Consider the following 22340-nt stretch of genomic DNA (forward strand, 5'->3'; position numbering starts at 1 on the left):
GGTTGAAAGTGTGAAAATTAAATTACCGACCGATGTCAGAATGATAATTGACAGATTTGAAAAAAACGGTTTTTCCGCATATGCGGTGGGCGGCTGTGTGCGTGATTCTTTACTGCAAAAAGAGCCAAATGATTGGGATATTTGTACCGATGCTTTGCCGCAGGATATTCTTCACCTTTTTTCTGATTTTCATACTTTCGACACCGGAATAAAGCACGGTACTGTGTCTGTAGTGATAAATTCTTTCGTGTATGAAATTACAACTTTTCGCATTGACGGAGAGTATTTCGATAATCGTCACCCCGAAAAGGTAGAATTTACTGATGATTTGGTTACGGATTTGTCACGCAGAGATTTTACCGTAAACGCTATGGCTTACAGTGACCGTACAGGTCTTGTAGATCCGTTTGATGGTGCATACGACCTTGAGCTTATGGCGGTGCGCTGTGTAGGTAATCCCGTTGAGCGCTTTACCGAGGACGCATTGCGTATTATGCGTGCTCTGCGCTTTGCCTCGTGCTATAATATGGCGATAGAAAAGCATACCGCCAATGCAATTTTTGAATGTAAAAAACTTTTGAATAATATTGCCGCCGAACGCATAACCGTCGAGTTCAACAAACTTGTATGCGGAGAAAACTGTGAGTACATAATGCGCAGGTTTAAAGATGTGTTTGCGGTATTTTTGCCCGAAATATCAATTATGTTTGGGTACGACCAACATACCAAACATCATAACAAAACGCTTTGGAGGCACACCACCTGTGCAATGACAAATATCGACCCGACTCCGCTTTTGCGAATTACCATGCTTTTTCATGATTTGGGCAAACCTATGGCTTGCAAGCGTGACCCTGACGGTACGGCTCATTTTAAGGGCCATCCAAAATTCAGCGCAGTAATGGCAGAGCAAATACTTGAGCGCCTTAAGTATCCACGAGATTTTATAGACGATTGCGTAACGCTGATTGCGTTTCATGATGTAAGGTTTACAGGCAGTAAACCGCAGATAAAACGAGTGATGAACAAAATCGGTGAAACTGATATGCGCAGGCTTTTAAAGGTGCAGTATGCCGATTTAACGGCACAGTCTATGTACCTTAGAGATGAAAAAATGAGCAAGTATAATCTTGCCTGTGCCGCATTTGAAGAAGTTATAAAGGAAAAGGATTGTTTTACGCTGAAACAGCTTGATATTAACGGTCACGATTTGATAAAAACAGGAATTACCGACGGCAAACAAATCGGAAATATTCTTGATAAATTGCTCGGTATGGTGATTGACGAAAAAATCGAAAATAAAAACTCAATCCTTATGCAGAAAGCAAAAGAATTGAGCGGAATAGATTAATTATATCGCAAACAAAAACCGCAGATAAGTGTCGGCTTATCTGCGGTTAAATTGTTTTTAATCATCATCATACTCGTTATCGGGAGTAATGTTTATCATTTGAGATTCGTTTGAAATTTTCTTTGCATAGTGCCCAATTGTAGCGATAAGTGTAAGTCCTGAAATGCCCTCATATACAAGAGCGATGCCTAAAATAATCATAATTATATCCGCAAAGAAACCGGGGAAGATAATTGTTGTAATCGCAAAAATTATAATAAGTGCGGAAACCACAAAACTTATCCACCAATATTTTACGCCGAACGACTTTAACTGAAACGACCTTTTAATATCAATGGTACTGTCAACGATAATCAAAATACCGATTATTGCGAATATCATTCCTAAAATCGACTGCGGAGAAATCAAGAAGAAAACTCCGAATGCGGTAGCCGCAATGCCTACAATCATTTCAAAGCCGAAAGACGCTTGTTTTGAAGTGAAATATGTTATGAGATTAAACAGTCCGTAAACCGTTAGCGCACCGCCGAGCGTATAGCAAAGCGCAATGCTTACCTTGTCGGGATAAAAAATCATAACAAAGCCGAGTACGATATAGGCAAGAGCCGAGATAATGGCGGTAGAAATTGCCTTGCCGTGTTTTTTATTTTTGCTTTTGCTCATTAATCAATCACCTCATCAGTCAATGCGCTTGTCGCAGTAGTCGCACATCTGCATACCGAGTTTTAAGTATGAACGATTCGGCAGGTATTCTTCCCTTGCGGTAATGCATCTCGGATTTGTACAGCGTTTGTCTATAACGGAGATTTCTCTGTCCTTAAGCATAAAGTCGTCATCCTGTAAAAGCAGGAGAATAAGTGCCATTCTGCCATACATACCGTAGAGTGCCTGCTTAAAGTACAGGGCACGGGGGTCGTCGTCTATGTCAACAGTAATTTCGTTTACTCTTGGCAGCGGATGAAGAATGATCATATCCTCCTTGGCTTTTGCAAGTTTCTCTTTGTCGAGAACAAATACATACTTCTGCTTTTCGTATTCCTCTTTGCTTGCAAAGCGTTCCTGCTGTATTCTTGTCATATAAAGTACATCAAGGTCGGAAATAGAACTTGCAAGGTCATTTGAAAATTCATATTTACAGTTGTTCTTTTCAAGAATATCAATAATGTAAAGCGGTACTTGTAATTCTTTTGTGGAAATAAGCACAAATGAATTGTTATCGTACTGCGAAAGTGCCTTTATGAGTGAATGTACGGTTCTGCCGTTTAATAGGTCGCCGCAGATACCGATTTTTAGGTTATCAAGTCTGCCTTTTTCGCAACTTAAAGTAACTATATCGGCAAGAGTTTGTGTAGGGTGAAGATGTCCGCCGTCGCCGCAGTTGATAAACGGAACGCCTGCATACATAGACGCAGCCATTGCAGAACCCTCTACAGGGTGGCGCATTGCGATAATGTCGGCATAGCCACCTACAATTGTCATGGTATCTTTAAGACTTTCACCTTTGGCAACAGAAGAATTGAGCGGATTGTCAAAACCGATTGTTCTGCCGCCGAGTTTGAGCATTGCAGTCTGAAAAGACATTTGAGTTCTTGTGCTCGGCTCATAGAAAAGCGTAGCAAGAATTTTGCCGTCGCAGGCGTGTCTGTAATCAGCAGGATTTTCCATAATTTTTTTAGCTTTTTTAATCAGCATATCAAGCTGTTTTTTCGACATTGCGTCAAGGTCAATAAGATTTTTATTAGCCATTAAAAACACTACCTTTATAATTTTTTTCTATTTTATCAAAAATATACAAGGTTTTAATATCAATAAAGAAAAATAACATTTAAATTTACATTTACCGACAACCGTATATTACATATTTTGTTAAGATTACATTACATTTGCCGAATAAACTTATTTTTTATACTTTTTATTCAAAAATATTCTTTTGACTTTTGCAAAATTATGTATTATAATAAGATGAAATATACAACAAATAGACAAAATTTTACTGTTACACAGAGGGTATTGATTTTGAATTACGATTATACTTTGACCGATACTTTAAAAATGGCAGTCGGCAGTCAGACAGTTTTGCGAAAAGGAAAACCAGAGAGAAAATGTGCGGTATTGCAAAGATTTTTTAATCCTATGCTGATTTTTTCTTTGCTGATTTCGGTTTATGTTTTGATTGCGTATATAAACGGCGATGCACCTCTTACGCCTAAAGCACCGATGTTTCTCGGAGAACCTGCCGATGAATTTAAATACGCATTCAGATTTTACCTGTTTATCTTTTTGAATATACTGCCGACAATTTTGTATGTAATCGGTTTTGCCTTTTCCGTGAGGCAGTATAAAAATGCCGAGTATGCAATAACCGACTGCGGAGTGTTTCTTACAAAAGGCTTGTTTTCAAAAAAGCTGTATTATAAGCCGTACAGAGAGATTTACGATATTCAGATTAGGAAAGAAATTTCTGACATCTTGTGTAAGACGGGTACCGTGACTTTAAGTTTTGAGTTTCCCGAACAGAAAATAGGAAGTCTGACGCCCGTAAATATGGCTCCGCTTAAAATAAAAAATATTTCAGATTATATGGAAGTCTATAAATTGTTACAGGAAAATGTGAGGAGAACAAATTATGTATGATGATTACAAGGTAAGCGATGACTTAAAAAATATGATGAATAACGAACGAATTGTGTGGTCGGGCAGACCTAAGAAGTCGTGCTTTGTGCTTGAGTGTATTTTTAACCCAATGCTTATTTTTGCTTTCATTTGGTTTATGTTTGACTTTATGTTTATAAGTCAAATTTTCTCAAGCGACCTTTCTGAGTTAGACTCAAGCGTATGGATGTTTGTCGGCTTTTTCGCTCTTCATTTAATGCCTGTATGGATTTATCTCGGCGGCGTTATATTTTCTTTCAGAAAGCTGAAAAATACGGAATATGCCATTACCGATAAAGGAATTTACAGTACAAACGGCTGTTTTTCCAAACAGTATAATTTTAAGCCTTTTACAGACCTTTCGCATGTGTATATTCACAGAGGTATTTTTGACCAGTGGCTTGGAGTAGGCGATGTTATTTCCGAATGTCATCATTACGCCGCTGTTCGTTCGAATAGCAGACATTCTGATAACTTTACTATTTCCGATATTCCCGATTATGTTGAAGTTTGCAATATTATAAAAAAGTATCAGACAGATATTTATGCCGATACACAATTCCCGAACGATTACAGACCGCAGTCTAACCACGGTTACAACACAAAGTATTATCCGAACGGCGGAGTAAATCCAAATAATTTTTACGGACAGAACAGCAATCCGAACGCTTACTACAATAACCAGCGCAACGCATATTATAATCAAAACAATGCGCAAAATTACAACAGAAATTATAATGCAAATCCGCAGAATATCAATCCCGATTACAGCAGTAATCCCGGCTTTACAGGTGAAAACTGCGATACACACGACGGTTATGAAGTGAATGCAGGCAGTAATAATTACGACAGTTGGGATAATCCCAAGGCTAAAAAAGAGAAAGACAGTTGGGATAAGCAGTAATAATTTGTCGGATTTTTTATAAATTTGTTTTGACATTTCATTAATTTGGTACTATAATAAAGAAAACAATACAAAACGGGAGCCGAGCGGCTGAGAGGAAATGAATTGACATTTCGACCGTAAACCTGATTTGGATAATGCCAACGGAGGGACTTTGCAGCGTAAGTTTGTTATAGGCTTACGGTAAATATTTTACATACAAAGTGCGTCGGTTCGGCGCACTTTATTTTTTGCTTTTCGGAGGTGAAGTTATGATAAGAATAAACGGAGTTGATATTGATAAAATTGAAATTTCACTTATGCAGTACCTTGAAGAAAATTCAATTTCACCGCAGAGAATTGCGGTTGAGCTTAACGAGGAAATTCTGCCGAAGGCAAATTACGCCGCTACTGTTCTCAAAGACGGAGATGTAGTAGAAATCGTAAATTTTGTCGGCGGCGGTTGTTGAGTTTTTCCGCATTAAATTATAAAGGAGATAATAATAATGGAAAATGATAAGCTGATTTTAGGCGGACACGAATTTAATTCCCGATTTATTCTCGGTTCGGGTAAGTATTCGCTTGACCTTATAAAAGCGGCAGTTGAAAATGCAGGCGCAGAGATTATTACTCTTGCACTAAGACGAGCTGTAACAGGCAAGGTTGCAAATATTCTTGACTATATTCCTAAGAATGTTACTCTTTTGCCCAATACCTCGGGTGCAAGAAATGCCGACGAGGCTGTAAGAATTGCAAGACTTGCAAGAGAGGCAGGCTGCGGCGACTTTATTAAAATTGAGGTAATCAGAGATTCGAAGTACCTTTTGCCCGACAATTACGAAACAATAAAGGCAACCGAGGCACTTGCCAAAGAGGGCTTTATCGTACTTCCGTATATGTATCCGGACCTTAATGTGGCAAGAAGTTTAAGAGATGCGGGTGCTGCCGCAATTATGCCGCTCGGCTCTCCGATAGGTTCAAACAAGGGAATAGCAACAAAGGAATTTATTAAAATCATCATCAACGAAATAGACTTGCCTGTTATTGTTGACGCAGGTATCGGCAGACCGTCGCAGGCTTGCGAGGCTATGGAAATGGGTGCGGCGGCTGTAATGAGCAATACCGCCATTGCAACTGCGGGTGATATTCCTATGATGGCAAACGCATTTAAAAAGGCGATTGAGGCAGGCAGACAGGCTTATCTTTCAGGTCTTGGCAGGGTAATTGAGAACGGTGCGTCTGCATCATCACCTCTTACGGGATTTCTTGAAAGTTGAGGCGTGAACAATGGAAGAAAGAATTGACCATATGAAATATCTGCCCGATATGGAGCAGATTGATTCTGATATACCCGACAGAGTAATTGCAGAAATGAACGGATATGACCCGTCGATTTATACCGAAAACGATGTAAGACAGGCACTTGAGCACGATGAAAAAACTGTTGACGATTTTAAGGCTTTGCTTTCGCCTGCGGCATTACCTTTGCTTGAAGAAATCGCAGAGGCTGCGAGATTGGAAACCAAAAAGCATTTCGGCAACTCGGTAAATATGTTTACACCGCTTTACATTTCAAATTATTGTGAGAATTACTGTATTTACTGCGGTTTTAACTGTCACAATAAAATTCACCGTGCAAAGCTGAACGCAGAGGAAATCGAGCACGAAATGCAGGCAATTGCAAAGACAGGCTTGCAGGAAATACTTATTCTGACAGGCGAAAGCAAAAAAATGTCGGATGTTAAGTATATCGGCGAGGCTTGCAAAATTGCGCGAAAGTACTTTAAAGTCGTAGGACTTGAAGTATATCCGATGAACAGCGACGAGTATCGTTATGTGCACGAATGCGGTGCCGACTATGTAACCGTTTTTCAGGAAACATATAATTCCGATAAATACGAAACGCTCCACCTTGCGGGTCATAAGAGAATTTTCCCGTACAGAGTAAATACTCAAGAAAGAGCTTTGATGGGCGGTATGCGTGGCGTAGGTTTTGCGGCACTTTTAGGACTTAGCGACTTCCGTAAAGACGCATTTGCCACAGGTATGCACGCTTATCTTATTCAAAGAAAGTATCCGCACGCAGAAATTGCTTTTTCCTGCCCAAGATTAAGACCGATTATCAATAACGATAAAATCAATCCGAAAGATGTACACGAACCGCAGCTTTTGCAGGTTATTTGTGCGTACAGATTGTTTATGCCGTTTGCAAGCATTACTATTTCAACGAGGGAGTGTCAGCGCTTCCGTGACAATGTGGTTGACATTGCGGCAACTAAGATTTCCGCAGGCGTAGATGTGGGAATAGGCGGTCACGACGGTGAAAGAGAGAAAAAGGGCGACGAGCAGTTTGAAATTTCAGACAGCAGAAATGTTGACGAGGTTTACAAGGCTCTTACCGATAAGGGCTTACAGCCCGTTATGAGTGATTACATCTATGTGTAATGTAGTAAGCGTGACGGCAAAGCCGCTTTGCAAAGATGATTTTTTACAGAAAATACAAAAAATATCCGATTCCGATACACAATATATAATTCTTAGGGAGAAATATCTTTCTGAACAGGAATACTTCAATCTTGCAAAAAATGTGCTTTCGGTTTGTGACAAAGACAAATTGGTTATACATAATTTTCCCGAAACCGCTGTAAAACTCGGTGTTAAAAAAATTCATCTGCCTTTCGGTGCGTTTAAAGATTTAAAGGGCAGAGAGGATTTTGATTTGCTCGGAACTTCCGTACATAGTACGGAGGACGCAATATTTGCCGAAGAAAACGGAGCGGATTACATTACGGCGGGTAATATTTTTGAAACCGACTGCAAAAAAGGATTAAAGGGTAAAGGGGTGAATTTTTTGCGGAATGTGTGTGACAGTGTAAATATTCCCGTCTACGCAATAGGCGGCATAAATGCCGATACCGCAAAAGAATTAAAATTCCTAAACAGAAAGAATTTTGCCGGTGTATGCGTTATGTCACTTTTTATGCAGAGTGAAAATATAAATGACGAAGTTATGAAAATTAAGCGTGAATTGGGGTGATACAGCGTGAAATTTGACAAAAATATGCTTGCGTTATATGCGATTACAGACAGAAAATGCATAGGCGACCGTGGACTTGAGTACAGCGTTGAGCAGGCTTTATCGGGCGGCGCAACAATGATTCAGTTAAGAGATAAGGAAGTCGATTTTGATACGCTCTGTAAAGAGGCAGACAGTCTGCTTAAAATTTGCCAAAAGTATAGCGCACCGTTGATCATTAACGATAACGCAGATGTTGTAATAAAGACAGGTGCTGACGGTGTGCACCTCGGTCAGAACGATATGGAGCTTGCCAAGGCGAGAGAAATCCTCGGTAAAGATAAAATAATCGGCGGCTCGGCACGCACAATTGAACTTGCAAAAAAAGCAGAGCAGAGCGGAGCGGATTACATAGGCAGCGGTGCGGTGTTCGGCACACTTACAAAGGCAGACGCAAAATACCTCGGTACAGAAAATCTTAAGAAAATATGCGGCGCTGTCGGTATTCCTGTTGTGGCAATCGGCGGTGTAAGCGCAGATAATATACCGCAGCTTGAAAATTGTGGTATAAGCGGCGTTGCCGTGGTGAGTGCGATTTTTGGCGCTGACAATATCTGTTCCGCCGCACAAAAATTAAGAAAACTTGCAGACAGCGTAATTTACGGAGGTTAGTTTGAAAACTGTATTGACAATAGCCGGCAGCGACTGCTCGGGAGGAGCGGGAATACAGGCTGATATAAAAACAATAACAATGCACTATTGCTATGCAATGAGCGTCATTACCGCCCTTACGGCGCAAAACACAACGGGAGTGTACGGTATTGAGCAGACGAGCGATGAGTTTATAGCAAATCAGCTTGACTGTGTGTTTACCGATATTTTTCCCGACGCAGTAAAAATAGGTATGGTTTACGGCAACAATTCCGCAAAAGTAATTGCCGACAAGCTCAGTTTTTACAAAGCAAAAAATATTGTGACCGACCCTGTAATGGTATCTACCAGCGGCAGCAGGCTCATAAGCGAGCAGGGACTTGAAAATCTGAAAAAATACCTTTTGCCGATTTCCGCACTTGCCACTCCGAATGTACCCGAGGCTGAAATATTGAGCGGAATTAATATCAAAAATTTACAGGATATGCAAAATGCCGCTAAAATAATTTCCGATAAATACGGCTGTGCCGTACTCTGTAAGGGCGGTCATTTAGAGGATTGCAGTGATGATTTGCTTTACTTTGACGGCGAGTTTTATACTTACCCCTCGGTAAGAATTGACAATCCCAATACTCACGGCACCGGATGTACGCTTTCAAGCGCAATAGCGAGCAATCTTGCGAAAGGCTTTGAAATTCCTCAAGCCGTTGAGAACGCAAAGGCGTATGTAACAAGAGCAATCGGCGTAAAACTTGACCTCGGCAAAGGCAGAGGACCGCTGATGCATAACTATATTTTACAAAATTTTAAATGAAAAGGCAGATGAAATATGAGAGAATATTCAACACAGATGGAGGCTGCAAGAAAGGGAATTGTAACAAAGGAACTTGAAATCGTAGCTAAAAAAGAAAGAATGACAGTAGAAGAACTTATGCCGCTCGTAGCAGAGGGCAAGGTGGCAATTTGCGCAAATAAAAACCATAAGTGCATTGACCCCGAGGGCGTAGGCTCAATGCTAAAAACAAAAATAAATGTAAACCTCGGTATTTCAAGAGATTGCAAAGATTATGATATTGAAATGGAAAAGGTTATGCAGGCTGTAAATATGGGTGCTCACGCAATTATGGACCTTTCGTCGCACGGCAACACAATTCCTTTCCGCAGAAAGCTCACAAGCGAATGTCCGGCAATGATTGGTACTGTACCTGTTTACGATTCCGTTATTCATTATCAGCGTGACCTCGATACACTTACAGCACAAGATTTTATTGATGTTGTAAGACTTCACGCACAGGACGGTGTGGACTTTGTAACACTCCACTGCGGTATTACGAGAAAGACTATTGAGCAGATTAAAAAGCATAAGAGAAAGATGAACATAGTTTCCCGTGGCGGTTCACTTGTGTTTGCCTGGATGTGTATGACAGGCAACGAAAACCCGTTTTATGAGTATTACGATGAAATCCTCGACATTTGTCGTGAGTACGATGTAACAATTTCTCTCGGTGACGCTTGCCGTCCGGGCTGCCTTGCAGACGCTTCTGATGTTTGTCAGATTGAGGAGCTTGTGCGCCTTGGCGAGCTTACAAAAAGAGCATGGTCAAAAGATGTTCAGGTAATGGTAGAGGGTCCGGGTCATATGCCGATGGACCAGATAGAGGCTAATATGAAGATTCAGCAGACAATCTGCTGCGGCGCTCCGTTCTATGTATTAGGTCCGTTGGTGACAGATATTGCCCCGGGTTATGACCATATTACTTCCGCAATCGGCGGTGCTATTGCCGCTGCTTCGGGTGCCGCATTCCTTTGTTATGTAACTCCTGCCGAGCATTTGGCTTTACCGAATGTTGACGATGTAAAGCAGGGAATTATTGCCTCTAAAATTGCGGCTCACGCAGCCGATATTGCAAAAGGTGTGCGTGGTGCAAGAGAAATTGACGACAAAATGGCAGACGCAAGAAGAAAGCTTGATTGGGAGGCTCAATGGGATTGTGCCATTGACCCCGAAACCGCAAGAAAAATCCGTGATGACCGCAAACCCGAGCACGAAGATACTTGCTCAATGTGCGGTAAATTCTGCGCAGTAAGAAGTATGAACAAGGCTCTCAACGGCGAGCATATCGACATTCTTTAATTAACAAGTTACATTTTTATACCTGTATTTCAAAATTGCACCTTGCTTTGAACCGCCCCCAAATCGTTAGATTTTTAGTCTAACTTTTTGGGGCGACTCACGGCAGGGTGCTTTTTTGTTGACAAATATGATAAAATAATCTATAATATAAATTAAATAATACTATTATTCAAAATACAATATATACGGTATGCAGTGATAATATGGAAATGAATAAAGCTGAAATTATAAAAAGGCTGATGAGTGTTGATAATGATATGTCTTTGCTTGATACTACGGCAGATACTTATTCTTGTATAATCGTAGGTGGAAGTGCACTTGTTTTGCTTGAAAAAATATATCGTTCAACTCATGATATAGATTCAATAAATGCAAGTGATGAAATAAAACAACTTTTAGAAATTTATAATATAAATATGAATGTAAGCGCATACAGAATAAATTTTCCTGATGATTATTTAAACCGAATTATACCGATAGATATTCCGACTAAAAAAGTTAAATTTTATACTGTATCGCTTGAAGATTTGGTGGTTTCAAAATTATGTTCAATGCGTGATAAGGATGTTGAAGATATAGAAAACGAATTGGTTTATAAATCTTTGGATTGGAATTTATTGGATAAGTTAATTGATGATGTCTGTTACGGTATGCTGTCTGATTTTGACAGAAATGCATTGGTTATAAATTATAATCATTATAAGGAGAGATTTAAGTGAGAGAGTTGACTTTTAAGGGTTACTTGCTTTTTCAGCTTAAAGAATTGTCGGGATGTAATACAACCTCACTCTATATATTTTCAAATCTTGCTTCTTCTAATGCAAGATTGCAAGATGCGCTTACTATGTACCTTGTTCTTTATACAAAAGAAGATTTAAAAAAAAGACTTATAAAAAAATATTCTTATTTAAAAACAGCTTGCAATCAACTTTCCGGTCTTGAAGAAAATAATATAAATGATTTTTTAAATTCGGAAAGATTAAGCCATTATCGTACGATATACCAAAATTATATTTACGAAAAAGATAAAAAAGTTTTGGAAAATAAATTAAAACAAATGATGTATCAGAAAATATGTTTTACAAGAAAATCTAAAAATATGAGCAACTACCGTATTTATAAGGAATTAAACCTTAATCCGGGTAATGCAAATGCTTTTCTGAAGTACGGTGATGTTTCAAAAGTAAGTCTTGATACAGCAAGAAAAATTCTTGCTTTTGTTAATAAATATTAGATTATGCACCTTGCTCGGTGAACCGACCTCCAAATCGTTAGATTTTTAGTCTAACTTTTTGGGGCGACTCACGGCAGGGTGCTTTTTTGTGCCTTTTTAATTCTTTTTTAATAAAATTAGCCTAATTACTGCAATTTTTAAAAGTATTTTACGCATAGTTAAGGGGGTGTGATATGAGTACAGAAATTGTGACTGCACTGATTGTTGCGGGCGGAAGTATTATTTGTCAATTGCTGATAAATGCGTCAAACCGTAAGCGACAGGAAAGCGAAAACGAAAAGACCAAATCATTGATTGTGTATCGGTTAGATCAGCTTGAACATAAGCAGGATAAATATAATCATCTGCAAGAGCGTGTTTTCAAACTTGAGCGAATGTCAGCCGTTACGGACGAAGAAATAAGAGTTGTAAATCATAGAATTGCTGACCTTGAGCATATAAATAGTGAAAAGAAATAAGCTAATATCGCTTTTATGGGCAGAAATTTATATTGAACTTTTAAATTAAAATGTATTACAGGGGGTGAAATTATGAAAAACGGTTTTAAAATATGGGCAAAAGCTGCGGGTATCCGTGCGGCAAAAACCGTGGCTCAAACAGCGATTTCGGTTATCGGCGTGTCTGCGGTGCTAAGTGATGTGAATTGGGTAGCGGTTGCTTCCGCAAGCGTGCTTTCGGGTATTCTTTCGTTGCTTACAAGTATTGCGGGATTGCCCGAAATATCCGATAATAAATAAGTACATTTTTAAGGCATCGGAATATTATGTAATATGAAGATGTGTTTTACTAAAAACTGCCTTAAAAGAGCATTGCGTACATTCCTACAGACGGCACTCGGATATATTCTCGCTAATCTTGCGTTGTTTCTGACGGGAACGGATTTTGCAAATGCAGAAATGTGGAAAAGCGCAGTCTGCGGACTTTTGGTTTCTTCGGTTTCGGCAGGACTTTCAGCGGTTATGAACCTTGAAAAAAAGGAAGAACGGGCAGAGTGTGACGATAAATGCTCAAAAGATGAAGAAAACAAATGAATACAATTTTACAAAAAATTAATAATAATATTGTCAGCCGCAGGTCAGCTCGACCTGCGGTTATTGTTTTATGCTGAAATTTGTATTATAATATAAAGGAAATATCGTATGGAAATACTTTCATCTACGCTTAATCACATAGCCGTGCTTTTTTCTTTTATTCTTATCGGCTTTGTTCTTAAAAAGAAAAATATTTTATCTGACGGCAGCGGCAGGACTTTGTCACGCCTTGAAAACGGAATATTTATGCCTGCGGTCGTAATCAATACATTTTGGAATAATTGTACGGTGGAAAATATAAGCCGAAAATGGATTTTCCTTGTTTACAGCACTGCGCTTTTGATTGCTGCGGTTGTGCTTGCTTTTATTATCTCAAAATTTCTTACCAAAGACGAGTATTTGCGTAAAGTGTACAGATATTCGCTTTCGGTGTCAAATTTCGGATTTGTCGGAACTGCGCTTGTTCAGGGCATATACGGCGCTGACAGCATTGAACTTTTCGATTATTTAATATTTACTCTGCCGCTGAATATGTTTACTTACTCAATCGGAATTGCGTGGCTTGTGCCGTCTGACAAGGGCGGGTTTTCTTTGAAGTCATTGCTGAATCCGATATTTGTGTCGCTGTTTATCGGCGCAATTCTCGGACTTTTGCAAATACCGAGGGTGCGGCTTGTAAGTACAATTCTTACAGATTGTGCCGCCTGTATGGCACCTGTTGCAATGATTTTGACTGGGTTTGTAATAGCTGGATATGAAATAAAAAGCCTGCTCAAGGTAAAGCAGACTTATATTGTGGCGGTGCTTAGGCTTATAGTTTTTCCGACAATTTTTGTGACTGTGTTAAGGCTTTTTAATACGGAAAATGAAATAGTTTTTGCCGCACTCTGTGCAAATGCAATGCCGTTAGGACTTAACACCGTTATAATTTCATCGGCATACGGAGAAAGTCCGCAAACAGGCGCAAGCCTTGCTCTTGTGTCGCAGGCAATGGCGGCGATTACCATACCGATAATGTTTTTAATATTTTTTAGGAGATTTTAATATGAAGATTTACCTTGCATCGCCGTTTTTTAACGATAACGAAATTGCAAATATTCACCGTGCGGCTGAAATTCTTAAAGCAAAAGGTCACGAAGTTTTTGTACCTATGGAGCACGATGTTGAGAACAGAGAAAGCCTTACCAATGCAGAATGGGCAGAGGAAATTTTTAAAATTGACAAAGGCGGAATTGACGATTGCGATGCGGTTGTGTTGCTTTACGGCGGAATGTACTCCGACAGCGGAACTGCGTGGGAGTGCGGATATGCCTATGCGTCAGGCAAAAAAGTAATAGTGTGTTGCTATAATATTGAGCAGACCAATCTTATGATAGTAAACGGCTGTCACGCATTTTTAAACGGAATAGACGAACTCTCATACTATGATTTTGATAAAATGCCCGTTGTCCGCGATGCAGGCGAACAGAAGTAAATACATTTGTTTAGTACGGATACTTAAATTATAGTCCGGCATATTTTTTAAGCTAAGTAATTATAAAGTTTATTACTATAAAATTAACAGACAAATGATAGAAACCAAAATCTAAAAAATGGGATATTAAAAAAATATAAACAGTTACGGCTTAAATATAAAATCTGTAAGTGATGATTTTGACGGTTTAACAGTTATTCTTGAAAATAATGAACTGGAATTTTTTTCAATCAGATGGGCGGATGTGGAAAGTTATTGCCGTTCAACGGAAGAAATGCGTTTTAAATTTATTGCAGGTGAATGGCAACAAGTCTGAAAAGAATTTCCAAATCATTCTTTTTTTAAGTTATTGATTCACCATATATAAAATGGATTAAAGAACAAGCAGGTGGTTTTATGGACGATGATAAATTAATTCATTTTATGATTGTTTCTGCTGATTATGTTCTTGATACAGTTTCAAAATATGAACCGGATGAGTATTATTTAAGTAAACTGACTTGTTCGGATAGTACAAAAATCTCTCTATGGCATAATTTACTGTGTAACTTTATTGATTTTAGCTGATATTGTTTGATACCGAAATTCACTCAAAAAGCAAAGGCTGAGTGATTGAAAAACATAGCAAATAAGCTGATTTTTCAGTGTTTATCACAAAAAATAAGCACCCGATTGCTCGAGTGCTTTTGTGAAGACAGGACAATAGAGATGTTTTTGCGTTTTCACTGTCTTGATTTGAACACTCGTCACAATCATTCTACATCACTCCGTTTCTGTTTTCAAGGCTGCTTACAGAACCATTTCAATTTCCGTGCTGCCGATAAAGACCACCTTGATTTTCTCTTTTGATTCCACCACTACGCATTCAATAATCTGTCGGACGAGCGTATCGTCATATTCCATCGGGTGATTGTTGCATACCCGCAAGACCCGGATGCGCTCGTCCGATTTATTATCTGGATTATTATAACAACCGCGGGATCAGGCATAAATTGAATGGCCTGATACCTGCCCAACACAGATCTCAAGCCATTCTTGCTGCTCAATATTCAATTTGCACAAGGTTTTCAAAAAGCTCTGTCAGGCTTTTTGGTGCCGCTTCGGTTCCCGTGGGCGAGTAAAAGCACTCGCTCTGCTGCAAAAACAGAGTCCTTAAAGCCGCGGAGCCAATTTTTAATATTTTATGCCCAAGGATCTGCCGTTTTTGGGGTACGTACGCCGGTCAGCAGGTACTGCTCCCATAAGAACCATTTTCCGTCGCTTCCGCGTTGACGAAGTTTTATCGGACGCGGGTCATCTGCACCGCCGCACGGTATAAAGAGCTTCATATATCCTTGCTCCTCCGCCGAAACATGATTGCTTTCGACGACTATTGTATATGGCTCGGAAGGAGTGTAGTTATTCTCGGGTGTCGAACCCGCAAAATAAGTAAACGGAAGATAGGTTTTTCCGTCACGGAAACGGTCGTTCAAAAAGGAAATTTCCATTCTGTTCAGCGGACGCGGACCTCTGAGCCAATTAAGCATTTCTGTTCCGATGTTTTTGTCGGCAGCGTATGCACACAGTGCCAGCACGGTGAGAGCGGCGGCTTGGAACGGAGTATCAAGGCTTGCCTCGGGGAGCGCCTGCATTTCGGCAAGGCTTTCGGGCAATGCGGAAAATGTAAATGTTTCCCTTTTGTTACCCGCAGATTGTACGGCAGAAACAACTGCCTGTTGTGCTGTGTTTTTTAATTTATCAAAAATTCCCATTGTATCCTCCAATCTGTTTTCCTTCATTACCTTAATTGGCATTGAAGGATTTTAACAAGATTCAGTTTTTTATTTTCCACTTTATGCTATCTTCGTGAAGGGTATAACCGCAATAAGAACAGCATCCGTTTTCATCGGGCAGGAAGTTTGCTCCGCAGCTCGGACATTCTTTTTCAGTAAAGAAATCACCGTCAGTCTTTCTTTTTTTCGGATTTCTTGCTCTTTGCAGGGTCAATTTCTTTTTAATTTTTTTTGTAAACGGCTTTTGATTTTCGGGAAGGAATGTTTTGGTTCCGTAAATTTCAGCCGTAACCTTTGTTATCTCGTCTGTATTTGCAACCTTTAAAAGCTTGATTGTATCAACGCTGAAATCAAGCATATCCTTGTCGCTTTCATTTTTCAAGGAGTATTCGTTTAAGCAGGCTCTGAGGTAATTCTCTGAGTATCCTACGATTTTCTTCGCAAGGTTGTCTTGCTTAACTTTTCCGTAGATAATAGGCGAAACAATCACTCCCAAAGCAAGAATCGCTGCACCGACGCCGGCCGCAAGGGAAATCTCGGTGTCCTCGATTAAATATAAGCACAGAAAGACACACAAGAAAAGTATGGAGCCGGACACGATAAGCTGTAAAAATCTTTTCAGGTTTGTACTGATAGATTCATAAATCTCGAACGACTCGGTCTGCCAATCGTAAAACTCGTTTTTAATAACGGCGCCGCAGTATTCGCAGGTCACCTGCTGACTGTCAAGCTTGACACTTGCACCGCAGGACGGGCAGGTTATTCTTAACATATCGTTATAATAGCTTTTCTTTTTTTCTTTTTGATCGGCAAGGCGAACATGTCTTGACTGGAGTATTCTGAGATATGAATTTTTACGGTATATCTCATGCTGAACCGTGTCGTCTTTGGTTGACTCGAAACGCTCCAGTGTGCTGCACTTTAAAACCGATTCACGCCATTCTCTGCCGTCATCGCTCCATGTTTCAAAGTCATTTTTAGGGATGGGAACAACATCCGTAACGTAAATTTTTCGGCAAAGCTTATTTTTGTTAAGTCTGTTGATTTGGCTGACGATTTTTTTTCGGAATGCCATATCCATTCTTGCCGGAAGAAGGTCTTTATCCGCTTTTCCTAGCGGTATCAGAATTCTTTCAAAGGCATTTCTTATATCTTTTCGGATTTTTGAATTCCGAAGGGGAGCGTCCTTTTTTGCAAGCAATCTTTCAAGCTTGGCCTTTTTTAAATTCTGCGGACGGTATGCCGAAAAATCTATAACAAGAATTTTTTCGCCGATATAGTATGTACATAATATGGCAAAGGAAGCCGCAATTAACAGTGATATTGATAAATCCATAAAAATACCTCTGATTTATTGCTTGCTGGTTATTTCGTTTTCACTTTTCTTTCTCCGTTTGTCTTTTGCAACGTCGCATATCATTATAACAACCAAAAATATACCGCCGGGAATTGCCGCACAATAGAGAAGAAAATCGACGGGACTTCCCTCGGGAGAAATCTTGTACTCGCCTTTTGAGGTTTTATAAATCTCGACATCTATTGTGTCGCCTTTTCTCAATTTATCATAGGCATATTTTTTTGAGTAGTCGCTTGACCAGACACGCTCTTCACATTTTCCCTTATAGGTTTTTCCGTCAATAACATATGAAACCTTAAATTTATATGTTGTATACTTTACATCACCGGAATCGTCCTTACTGTTGCTGGTTGAGAAGTCGATAATAACGGCAGGAATTTTCTGTATATCGGTTGAGTTTTTATAATCTCTGCTTTCAATTTTGCTCGAAACAACTCCGTAAATGCCCGCAACTATCAAGCTGACGCCGACGACTATAATAAATATAGTCATTTTAATATCTTTTTTTTCTTTTAATTTACTCATAACAAGATCTCCTTTTGCAAGCAGGACTGTACCTGAAAATGCTCAGGTACAGTCCCCGAATTTTTAAGCCATAACTATCTTAAGGCTGTCAAGAAGCTCTTTGATAAACGGGTCGTCAGCTTTGATATTCTTATTATTGATTTCAAGCTTGACAAGAAGTCCCTTTGTATCCGATGCACCTCTGTTTGCATATGTAACAAAGAAGTCCTTCTCATAGTATTCTGTTGTGACATGAACAGTCGAATAGGTGTTTTCACCGTATTGAGCATCTTTGCCGATTTCAGATTCTCCGTTTTTATAGGTCTGAAGGTTGCAAAGCTTTATCGTGTTTTCAACAGCCTCTTCCTGACTGCGAACCATGTTTCGGGCTGTAGCGGTAAGAGTCGCAATAGATGAGTATGAGCCATCCTTATAGATATACAGAGTAACATCGCCATAGAGCGGATCATTTGAATCTTTACTAAAAGAATCAACCTCATAGTTGTAGCCGGACGGAAGCTTGAGAGTGATAAACTCTGCGTTGATATCTGCAGGTCCGTTGCCTTTGTCGCCCTTCTTCATTTCTGCCGCCGTTGTTACTTCGGCTGATGTGTCTTCCGTCTTATCAACTGCGGCAGTATTTCCTGTTGTGTTTTCCTTACCGTCGCCGTCAGCCTTTCCGCAAGCAAAAAGACTGAGTGAAACAGCAAAAATCATGAGTAATGCCAGAATTTTTTTCATGTTAATCGACCCTCTCTTTTTTTATTTTTATTTTTTTTGAATGGGATTGCCGTCTTTATCGGTGAATTTGCCGAGAATGATCTTTATCAGGTCAACAAGAACACCGATGCCGAAAATGCCGAAGGTGAGAATATAAAGAATACCCGATCCTACTTTACCCACATAGAAACGGTGTGCACCGATTCCGCCGAGGAAAAAGCAGAGAAGAAGGGCTACAAGCCAATTTTTTTCGGTCTGTCCGCTGACGTTGGCACCAACGGGCGCTACATAATCTTCAACCTGCTCGCCGTTGAGTATCTTTTTAACCTTTTCGGTCACTTCGTCAAGATACTCGCCTCTTTCAATAGGAAGATTAGCTACACCTTTTACGCCTTTTTGCATTACGCTGTTTTTGTCAACGCGCATACCGTTGACGGTCGTTTTGTTCTCCTGAATGTTTGCCATGACCTTGATTTTATTGTCGTCCTTAACAAAAACCCAAATCGTAACATCGAGGTTCGGTTCTTTCTCAAAAGAAATGCGCTTTCCGGGGATTCCCTCTTTGATTTTGAAGGGCATTTTAAAAGCCGAAGCGCGTGCGCTGAGCTTTTCGTATACCTCTTCAACGGTGGTTGAATAAGAGAGTTCAAACTCTCTCGGGGCTGTTGCCGTTGCAATTGATTTAATGTCTGCCATGGTTTTTCCTCCAATATATTATTCCGTGCTTTAGTTAACACGGTATGTTATGATTTTCGGCACTTTTCTGTCAAAGTGCGTAATTCATTTACCAAATCCTCGTTATATATTTCCGCATTGATTTCTGTGCCGTCGTTCATCTTAAAATAAAGAAAGTATCCGCCGCCGTCGAGAACAAAGACTTTAATTCGCGGAGGTTTATACTTCTGAGCCTGTAAAATAAGGCCCTGCTCTTTCACAACGTCAAGTATTGCCGCGGCATCCTGTGCGCTTACTTTTTTATTCTCAAATTCTACCCTTGGATTTTCATAGTCGTAGGAATAGTTTGCATCAAAAAGCCATTCCTCATTTTCTTTTTTGAGAGAATAAGCATAAGAATCCGTGTAGCTCATTGACGAACAGGAAAAACTGATTACACTCACATCTGCCACAGTGTATTTTTTCTTTGCTCCGCAGCCGAAAAGACCTATAGGTAATAACAACATAAGCAAAAATAAGCTCACTTTTTTAATGCAGTCTGCTCGCTTCAAATTACAAGCGTGCTCCGCATTCTGGGCAGAATTTCGGCATAGGCTGACCGTTTGCCGGAGTCCATCCGCAGCTCGGGCAGCGTGAAGGCATTGCTGCAGGCTTTGCACAGCCGCAGCCTTGACAGAATTTGCCTTCGTTACGTGTGCCGCAGGATGAGCAAATCCAGGAAGCGTCAACTGTTTGCGGTGTAACGGGTGCAGCATTATTATAGGCGTTGTTTTGAACCTGAGCGGATGCTGCTGCGGTGTAGGCGGCATTTTGGACCGTGTTGCCTGCAAATCCGCCCATATTCTGCTGCGGCTGACCGTAGCTCTGATTCATTTGGCTGTAGCCTTGGTTTACGGAAGCTCCGCCCTGCTTTATCTGCCGGCAAAGCTGCATAACCTGAACGGCTGTTTCATAAGCGTTCATAAGCTCCATCTGATTGCCCGATGAAATGCCCGATGTTACATCAAAACCTATCGGGTTCGTTATATATAGGTCGGTAACACGGAAGCAAACTCTTATGTTGGATACCTCACGGATTTCGTTAGGCGAGGAACATGAGCTTGAATTACGCACAAACGGCTGAGCGGCAAGCGGAATATTGAGCATGGATGTATTCATCATATTGTTCATTCGGTTCATGTTTCCGCCGAAGCCGCCCTGATTGTTAAGCTGTCTGTTGTCGAAATCATCCCGGTTGTCAGGGATACCGTCGTTATCCGAATCGTCAAGTGTTCTGTATTCCGGCTCGATCCAGAAATCCTGAAGCTGAGAAAACTCAAACACCTGAGGGTTGCCGCTCCTGAAATCTCTGTTATCAATAGCAAAGATAAACCAGCGGTGATTAAAATCCGCTTGAAGCGTACTGTTTCTTCCGCCCGCCGCTGCGGTGCAGTTAAACTGCTGATACTTCTGCTTGTTCTGCTCTCTCTGTTCAAGGTGCGCTTTAACATCCTGAACGGTTCTCTGCTTCCAGCCGCTTGTGAATGAGCCTAGCTTTTGCTTGCACTCTGAGCAAAGCTGTCCGTCCGAAAGCTTTTTCTGAGTGAGCAGATTGACTTTATCACCGCATATGTCACAGAACTTTTTGTCAAATAATCCCATAAAAGATTCCTCCTTTTTAATGCACTTTAATTATTCTTTTTCGCCTTAATGCCCTTTAAGAAAGCCTATTTAATGCCCTTCATATCGGAAATATCATTGTCATATAATTTCTCCAGTCTGAAGTCAACAATATAAGCTTCATCTGAGCAAGGAACAACAAGGTAATATAAATGCTGTGTTTTTGAATTGCCGTAGTATGTGCTGACCTTAAAAACGCCCTTGAAGCGGGCAATCTCACACGCTTTGGTAAGTCACATTATAAAAATTCCTTCAAGTAATTAATTTTTGCCATTTATCCGTTCCCGAGAACTTCCCATGTGTCATTCAACGCATCGTAAAAATAAATAAGGTTGTCACACACTCCGTAATAGCGCTCTCTGACGAATTGGTCGTCTCTGTTTGTGCCAAGCGCAAAAATCCAGCACGGGCGACCGTAAATTTCCTGGATTTGCCCTGTATATTGCACACTCATACCGATATTTATGTAGTACTGCACCTCTTGAGACTCCAAAAGAATTTCTCTGGCTATTGTAACATTTCTATCCTCGGCTTCACTGTCGTCGCCGTAATCACTGTATATGGAAAAATCATAAAAATTCTCAGCGACAAGATGTCCGTCCATCCCGGAGAGCATCGGAAACACCGAAAAAGAGCTGTTTCCCTTTTCAAAAAGCAGCGATACGTTTGAGTGTATTTCGCTTTCATTGCAGCGCAGTAAAAAATAATCAATTCCGTAGCCGCTGTATTTATAAATTGCATCGTCAGTCTTTACGGAGTATTCGCCGTTATCGGTTATTTCCGCCTGATAAACAGAAGCAATGTATTCAGTATCGGCAATAACTACCGCATACAGCTCCGCACCGCCAACGTTTACAAGGGGAGAGCCGCAGAGGAAATCATATTTATCCGCATACTGACTGTTATCTAAAAAACTGTAAACCTCCTGCTCATTCGCCTCATAGCCGACATAACCGATATAGGCAATACCAACCGATTCGTTGTTATCGAGAATGGTTTTTTGAAGCCTCGAAAGATCGGTGTCATTTTGCACGGTCGTCAAGTGGGAGACATCGGTTGTTTTGTTTTCGGTCAAATCAGGATCATCGGAGGGTTTCGCCTCACAGCCCGAAAACGCGGCAATCACAGCCAGAACTATAAGTAAGGTTAAAATATATTTATTTAGCTTCATCATATCATCCGCCTCATATTTATCTTTGCCGCCGACAAGGCTTGACACAAAGTGGT

29 protein-coding genes and 1 riboswitch are annotated in these 22340 nt (G+C 40.3%); of the genes, 18 read left to right on the forward strand and 11 right to left on the reverse strand.

Annotation, left to right across the window (positions count from 1 at the left end):
• Positions 1 to 10: 10 nt before the first annotated feature.
• Positions 11 to 1351: a CCA tRNA nucleotidyltransferase gene (locus H8R91_RS02220; protein ID WP_186934693.1), complete on the forward strand. Its 1341-nt coding sequence runs from the start codon at positions 11 to 13 to the stop codon at positions 1349 to 1351.
• A 57-nt stretch (positions 1352 to 1408) separates the two neighbouring features.
• Here H8R91_RS02220 and H8R91_RS02225 read toward each other — a convergent pair whose 3' ends face one another.
• Complete coding sequence (locus tag H8R91_RS02225) at positions 1409 to 2014, reverse strand: HdeD family acid-resistance protein (RefSeq protein WP_186934694.1); 606 nt, start codon at positions 2012 to 2014, stop codon at positions 1409 to 1411.
• 15 nt (positions 2015 to 2029) lie between these two features.
• Positions 2030 to 3097, reverse strand: coding sequence for an aspartate carbamoyltransferase (gene pyrB / locus H8R91_RS02230; RefSeq protein ID WP_022234149.1), 1068 nt, complete (start codon positions 3095 to 3097; stop codon positions 2030 to 2032).
• 270 nt (positions 3098 to 3367) lie between these two features.
• Here pyrB and H8R91_RS02235 point away from each other — a divergent pair, with 270 nt between their 5' ends.
• The 17 genes from H8R91_RS02235 (at position 3368) to H8R91_RS02315 (ending at position 14993) form a co-directional block, all read left to right on the forward strand.
• Positions 3368 to 3985, forward strand: coding sequence for a PH domain-containing protein (locus H8R91_RS02235; RefSeq protein WP_186934695.1), 618 nt, complete (start codon positions 3368 to 3370; stop codon positions 3983 to 3985).
• Positions 3978 to 4907 carry a PH domain-containing protein gene (locus tag H8R91_RS02240; protein WP_186934696.1) on the forward strand — a complete coding sequence of 310 codons (930 nt, stop codon included), beginning with the start codon at positions 3978 to 3980 and terminating at the stop codon, positions 4905 to 4907. Before H8R91_RS02235 ends, H8R91_RS02240 begins: the two co-directional genes overlap by 8 nt.
• Positions 4908 to 4972: 65 nt before the next feature.
• Positions 4973 to 5077: riboswitch (TPP riboswitch) on the forward strand.
• 81 nt (positions 5078 to 5158) lie between these two features.
• On the forward strand, positions 5159 to 5356 hold the full coding sequence (thiS, locus tag H8R91_RS02245) for a sulfur carrier protein ThiS (protein WP_022234152.1): 198 nt from the start codon (positions 5159 to 5161) through the stop codon (positions 5354 to 5356).
• Positions 5357 to 5392: 36 nt separating this feature from the next.
• Positions 5393 to 6163: a thiazole synthase gene (locus H8R91_RS02250; RefSeq protein WP_022234153.1), complete on the forward strand. Its 771-nt coding sequence runs from the start codon at positions 5393 to 5395 to the stop codon at positions 6161 to 6163.
• Between the two features lie 10 nt (positions 6164 to 6173).
• Positions 6174 to 7331 (forward strand): 2-iminoacetate synthase ThiH, encoded by a 1158-nt coding sequence (gene thiH, locus H8R91_RS02255; RefSeq protein WP_186934697.1) that lies wholly within the window; start codon positions 6174 to 6176, stop codon positions 7329 to 7331.
• Positions 7324 to 7923, forward strand: coding sequence for a thiamine phosphate synthase (locus H8R91_RS02260; protein ID WP_186934698.1), 600 nt, complete (start codon positions 7324 to 7326; stop codon positions 7921 to 7923). Before thiH ends, H8R91_RS02260 begins: the two co-directional genes overlap by 8 nt.
• A 6-nt stretch (positions 7924 to 7929) precedes the next feature.
• Positions 7930 to 8574, forward strand: a complete 645-nt coding sequence (gene thiE / locus H8R91_RS02265) for a thiamine phosphate synthase (protein WP_186934699.1) — start codon at positions 7930 to 7932, stop codon at positions 8572 to 8574.
• 1 nt (position 8575) lies between these two features.
• A complete protein-coding gene (thiD, locus tag H8R91_RS02270) occupies positions 8576 to 9367 on the forward strand; it encodes a bifunctional hydroxymethylpyrimidine kinase/phosphomethylpyrimidine kinase (RefSeq protein WP_186934700.1) in 792 nt (263 codons plus the stop codon).
• 15 nt (positions 9368 to 9382) lie between these two features.
• Entirely contained in the window at positions 9383 to 10687 is a 1305-nt protein-coding gene (thiC, locus tag H8R91_RS02275) for a phosphomethylpyrimidine synthase ThiC (RefSeq protein WP_186934701.1), read from the forward strand.
• Positions 10688 to 10890: 203 nt separating this feature from the next.
• Entirely contained in the window at positions 10891 to 11406 is a 516-nt protein-coding gene (locus tag H8R91_RS02280; RefSeq protein ID WP_186934702.1) for a DUF6036 family nucleotidyltransferase, read from the forward strand.
• Entirely contained in the window at positions 11403 to 11921 is a 519-nt protein-coding gene (locus H8R91_RS02285; protein ID WP_186934703.1) for a hypothetical protein, read from the forward strand. The genes H8R91_RS02280 and H8R91_RS02285 overlap by 4 nt, the downstream gene beginning before the upstream one ends.
• Positions 11922 to 12094: 173 nt before the next feature.
• Positions 12095 to 12379 (forward strand): hypothetical protein, encoded by a 285-nt coding sequence (locus H8R91_RS02290; protein ID WP_022234161.1) that lies wholly within the window; start codon positions 12095 to 12097, stop codon positions 12377 to 12379.
• A 72-nt stretch (positions 12380 to 12451) separates the two neighbouring features.
• The gene (locus H8R91_RS02295; protein ID WP_022234162.1) at positions 12452 to 12658 is read left to right on the forward strand and encodes a holin; all 207 of its coding nucleotides are present in this window, start codon (positions 12452 to 12454) and stop codon (positions 12656 to 12658) included.
• A 33-nt stretch (positions 12659 to 12691) separates the two neighbouring features.
• A complete protein-coding gene (locus H8R91_RS02300; RefSeq protein WP_186934704.1) occupies positions 12692 to 12952 on the forward strand; it encodes a hypothetical protein in 261 nt (86 codons plus the stop codon).
• A 108-nt stretch (positions 12953 to 13060) separates the two neighbouring features.
• A complete protein-coding gene (locus H8R91_RS02305; protein ID WP_186934705.1) occupies positions 13061 to 13996 on the forward strand; it encodes an AEC family transporter in 936 nt (311 codons plus the stop codon).
• Between the two features lies 1 nt (position 13997).
• Positions 13998 to 14426, forward strand: coding sequence for a nucleoside 2-deoxyribosyltransferase (locus tag H8R91_RS02310; protein ID WP_186934706.1), 429 nt, complete (start codon positions 13998 to 14000; stop codon positions 14424 to 14426).
• Positions 14427 to 14822: 396 nt separating this feature from the next.
• The gene (locus tag H8R91_RS02315) at positions 14823 to 14993 is read left to right on the forward strand and encodes a hypothetical protein (RefSeq protein ID WP_022234166.1); all 171 of its coding nucleotides are present in this window, start codon (positions 14823 to 14825) and stop codon (positions 14991 to 14993) included.
• 222 nt (positions 14994 to 15215) lie between these two features.
• Here H8R91_RS02315 and H8R91_RS02320 read toward each other — a convergent pair whose 3' ends face one another.
• The 9 genes from H8R91_RS02320 to H8R91_RS02360 form a co-directional block, all read right to left on the reverse strand.
• A complete protein-coding gene (locus H8R91_RS02320; RefSeq protein ID WP_186934707.1) occupies positions 15216 to 15353 on the reverse strand; it encodes a hypothetical protein in 138 nt (45 codons plus the stop codon).
• Positions 15354 to 15607: 254 nt separating this feature from the next.
• Positions 15608 to 16177, reverse strand: a complete 570-nt coding sequence (locus H8R91_RS02325; protein ID WP_186934708.1) for a DUF6935 domain-containing protein — start codon at positions 16175 to 16177, stop codon at positions 15608 to 15610.
• 61 nt (positions 16178 to 16238) lie between these two features.
• Positions 16239 to 17534, reverse strand: a complete 1296-nt coding sequence (locus H8R91_RS02330; RefSeq protein WP_186934709.1) for a zinc ribbon domain-containing protein — start codon at positions 17532 to 17534, stop codon at positions 16239 to 16241.
• A gap of 15 nt (positions 17535 to 17549) precedes the next feature.
• Entirely contained in the window at positions 17550 to 18080 is a 531-nt protein-coding gene (locus H8R91_RS02335; protein ID WP_186934710.1) for a DUF3592 domain-containing protein, read from the reverse strand.
• 63 nt (positions 18081 to 18143) lie between these two features.
• On the reverse strand, positions 18144 to 18800 hold the full coding sequence (locus H8R91_RS02340) for a hypothetical protein (RefSeq protein ID WP_186934711.1): 657 nt from the start codon (positions 18798 to 18800) through the stop codon (positions 18144 to 18146).
• Between the two features lie 27 nt (positions 18801 to 18827).
• On the reverse strand, positions 18828 to 19475 hold the full coding sequence (locus H8R91_RS02345) for a TM2 domain-containing protein (RefSeq protein ID WP_186934712.1): 648 nt from the start codon (positions 19473 to 19475) through the stop codon (positions 18828 to 18830).
• Positions 19476 to 19522: 47 nt separating this feature from the next.
• Positions 19523 to 19960, reverse strand: a complete 438-nt coding sequence (locus H8R91_RS02350) for a hypothetical protein (protein WP_186934713.1) — start codon at positions 19958 to 19960, stop codon at positions 19523 to 19525.
• 46 nt (positions 19961 to 20006) lie between these two features.
• Positions 20007 to 21095: a DUF4428 domain-containing protein gene (locus H8R91_RS02355; RefSeq protein WP_186934714.1), complete on the reverse strand. Its 1089-nt coding sequence runs from the start codon at positions 21093 to 21095 to the stop codon at positions 20007 to 20009.
• A gap of 292 nt (positions 21096 to 21387) precedes the next feature.
• Entirely contained in the window at positions 21388 to 22287 is a 900-nt protein-coding gene (locus tag H8R91_RS02360; protein WP_186934715.1) for a hypothetical protein, read from the reverse strand.
• Positions 22288 to 22340: the final 53 nt, after the last annotated feature.

Source organism: Ruminococcus intestinalis, assembly GCF_014288065.1.
Taxonomy (GTDB): domain Bacteria; phylum Bacillota; class Clostridia; order Oscillospirales; family Acutalibacteraceae; genus Ruminococcoides; species Ruminococcoides intestinale_A.

Coding starts and splice junctions, on each gene's coding strand:
- H8R91_RS02290 (WP_022234161.1), top strand. CDS start 12,095: ATGAGTACAGAAATTGTGACTGCACTGATTGTTGCGGGCGGAAGTATT.
- H8R91_RS02305 (WP_186934705.1), top strand. CDS start 13,061: ATGGAAATACTTTCATCTACGCTTAATCACATAGCCGTGCTTTTTTCT.
- H8R91_RS02360 (WP_186934715.1), bottom strand. CDS start 22,287: ATGATGAAGCTAAATAAATATATTTTAACCTTACTTATAGTTCTGGCT.
- thiC (WP_186934701.1), top strand. CDS start 9,383: ATGAGAGAATATTCAACACAGATGGAGGCTGCAAGAAAGGGAATTGTA.
- H8R91_RS02315 (WP_022234166.1), top strand. CDS start 14,823: ATGGACGATGATAAATTAATTCATTTTATGATTGTTTCTGCTGATTAT.
- H8R91_RS02300 (WP_186934704.1), top strand. CDS start 12,692: ATGAAGATGTGTTTTACTAAAAACTGCCTTAAAAGAGCATTGCGTACA.
- H8R91_RS02310 (WP_186934706.1), top strand. CDS start 13,998: ATGAAGATTTACCTTGCATCGCCGTTTTTTAACGATAACGAAATTGCA.
- H8R91_RS02295 (WP_022234162.1), top strand. CDS start 12,452: ATGAAAAACGGTTTTAAAATATGGGCAAAAGCTGCGGGTATCCGTGCG.
- H8R91_RS02280 (WP_186934702.1), top strand. CDS start 10,891: ATGGAAATGAATAAAGCTGAAATTATAAAAAGGCTGATGAGTGTTGAT.
- H8R91_RS02240 (WP_186934696.1), top strand. CDS start 3,978: ATGTATGATGATTACAAGGTAAGCGATGACTTAAAAAATATGATGAAT.
- thiS (WP_022234152.1), top strand. CDS start 5,159: ATGATAAGAATAAACGGAGTTGATATTGATAAAATTGAAATTTCACTT.
- H8R91_RS02325 (WP_186934708.1), bottom strand. CDS start 16,177: ATGGGAATTTTTGATAAATTAAAAAACACAGCACAACAGGCAGTTGTT.
- pyrB (WP_022234149.1), bottom strand. CDS start 3,097: ATGGCTAATAAAAATCTTATTGACCTTGACGCAATGTCGAAAAAACAG.
- H8R91_RS02345 (WP_186934712.1), bottom strand. CDS start 19,475: ATGGCAGACATTAAATCAATTGCAACGGCAACAGCCCCGAGAGAGTTT.
- H8R91_RS02260 (WP_186934698.1), top strand. CDS start 7,324: ATGTGTAATGTAGTAAGCGTGACGGCAAAGCCGCTTTGCAAAGATGAT.
- H8R91_RS02355 (WP_186934714.1), bottom strand. CDS start 21,095: ATGGGATTATTTGACAAAAAGTTCTGTGACATATGCGGTGATAAAGTC.
- H8R91_RS02250 (WP_022234153.1), top strand. CDS start 5,393: ATGGAAAATGATAAGCTGATTTTAGGCGGACACGAATTTAATTCCCGA.
- H8R91_RS02350 (WP_186934713.1), bottom strand. CDS start 19,960: ATGTTGTTATTACCTATAGGTCTTTTCGGCTGCGGAGCAAAGAAAAAA.
- H8R91_RS02330 (WP_186934709.1), bottom strand. CDS start 17,534: ATGGATTTATCAATATCACTGTTAATTGCGGCTTCCTTTGCCATATTA.
- H8R91_RS02225 (WP_186934694.1), bottom strand. CDS start 2,014: ATGAGCAAAAGCAAAAATAAAAAACACGGCAAGGCAATTTCTACCGCC.
- thiH (WP_186934697.1), top strand. CDS start 6,174: ATGGAAGAAAGAATTGACCATATGAAATATCTGCCCGATATGGAGCAG.
- H8R91_RS02340 (WP_186934711.1), bottom strand. CDS start 18,800: ATGAAAAAAATTCTGGCATTACTCATGATTTTTGCTGTTTCACTCAGT.
- H8R91_RS02335 (WP_186934710.1), bottom strand. CDS start 18,080: ATGAGTAAATTAAAAGAAAAAAAAGATATTAAAATGACTATATTTATT.